Here is a 1,584-nt window from a genome sequence, read left to right as displayed (position 1 = left end):
TGCCAGATCTCATGCGCGGTAGCGAGATCTGCGTCCCGCAAGCTTTCGAAAAGCTTGACCACGTACCTCTCGGCGTCACCCTTTCGGTCGGTGTAGACCACTCCCAGCTGGTGGTTGAATCGCCTGACGTCTGCCGTCAGCTCCGAAAAGTAACGAATGGTCCGCTGCAATCCCGTCGCGTCGATGATCGCCTGCTGGAACTCGAGGTCGTTGCGGACTGTCTCGGCCTGGTTGTCGAGCCTGGCGAACCTGACGGCGTTCTCAGCCAGTTTTTCCAATCGCTTCAAGTCGGCTGAGGCTAGGCGACCAGGCTGCGCTAGCAGATGATCCAGCGCAATTTTTCCCAGCGCCATCCGGATATTGTAAACCTCGATGACGCTGTCTGCATCAACCGCGCTGACGGACGCTCCCTTGTTTCGCCTGAGCTCGACAAAACCCTCGCGGGAAAGCAGGCGCAACGCTTCCCGAACGGGATGTCGGGACACGTTTAGCATGTCGGTGAGCTGCTGCTCAACCAACCGGTCGCCTGGCTTGAAGTGCCCGGCAATGATCGCGTTGCGGATTTGCTCGGCAGCAAACTGCGTGCTCTCCATTTGCGTCATGGGAGCAAGTATCATCCTGGCGTCGCTTTGTTTCGGCATCAAAACCCTTGTCAGGATCGTGGAAGGCCGACTGCATCGGCCATGCGGATTTGTAGACTATATACGAACCCGCACGCCCCCGAAAAGCCACGGCGAGGGGGTTTCCTAGCAATATCGGCCCATCACAGTGAAATCGAAATGTTCTTGGCCGGAAGCTCGCTCGCACCCCTGTAGGCGGTAATCTCGATCTCGAAGACATACTCAGGTCCGCCCAGCGGACTGCATGTCACGTAGCTAGCCGGAGAGATGCCCCGGAACTTCTCTTTATATAAGCCATGCCCTCCGCGACATCTTCCTGGCGAGGAATGAAGATGCGCCGGCGAACCACATCCGCAAGGCCGCTGCCGACCGCCTTGAGCGCGCCTTCGACATTCTTCATCGCCTGCCTTGCCTGCTCGATTGCTGTTTGCGGCATTGCGCGGGTCTTGTAGTCGCGTCCAGCGGTGAGCGACATGAAGATCCAGTTGTCGAGCACGACGATCCTCGAATAGCTTTCTTTCTCTTCAAGGATGCTGCCGGACCTAAGCTTTACGAGTTCCATTTGCTCTGCGTACTCCATGGTCAGATTGAGATACCGCCATCGATCGCCACCGTCTGCCCGGTGATCAGCGCGCCAGCGAAACCGAGATAGATGATGAGTTCGGCCACATCGGCGGTGGTGCAGACCTTCTTCAAGGGCGTGTTGGCAATTGTGCTCTGGCGCCGCTCCTCGGACCATTCTATGCCCCACGAGCTTTCGACCACGCCGGGCGCCACGGCATTTACCCGCACATCGGGAGCGAGCGCGCGCGCCAGGTTCTTCGTCAGGTTGATGACGGCTGCCTTCGAACCGCTGTAGGCAATAGTGCTTGCCACGGCGCCAAAACCTGCGATGGAGGCGGTGTTGACTATTGCGCCTTTTGCCGACTTCAAGGCGGGCGCCGCTGCCTTGGAGCAGCGGAAC

General features: G+C 58.7%; 3 protein-coding genes. All 3 read right to left on the bottom strand.

The annotated features are described in order from the left end of the window. Nucleotides 1-602: GntR family transcriptional regulator (locus EOA60_RS32130; RefSeq protein WP_164899741.1), on the bottom strand; the 602-nt coding region annotated here is incomplete at its 3' end. Nucleotides 603-867: 265 nt separating this feature from the next. After that, a complete protein-coding gene (locus EOA60_RS32125) occupies nt 868-1,182 on the bottom strand; it encodes a Rid family hydrolase (protein ID WP_245479264.1) in 315 nt (104 codons plus the stop codon). A 20-nt stretch (nt 1,183-1,202) separates the two neighbouring features. Next, nucleotides 1,203-1,584, bottom strand: a 382-nt coding sequence (locus EOA60_RS32120) for an SDR family oxidoreductase (protein WP_128312568.1), incomplete at its 5' end; no start/stop codon positions are given.

Origin of the sequence: Mesorhizobium sp. M1A.F.Ca.IN.020.06.1.1, assembly GCF_004023265.1 — a bacterium.
In the GTDB taxonomy this organism is placed as follows: domain Bacteria; phylum Pseudomonadota; class Alphaproteobacteria; order Rhizobiales; family Rhizobiaceae; genus Mesorhizobium.
Note: the sequence above shows the minus strand (reverse complement) of the source record. Positions and strands in the feature narration are given on the sequence as shown.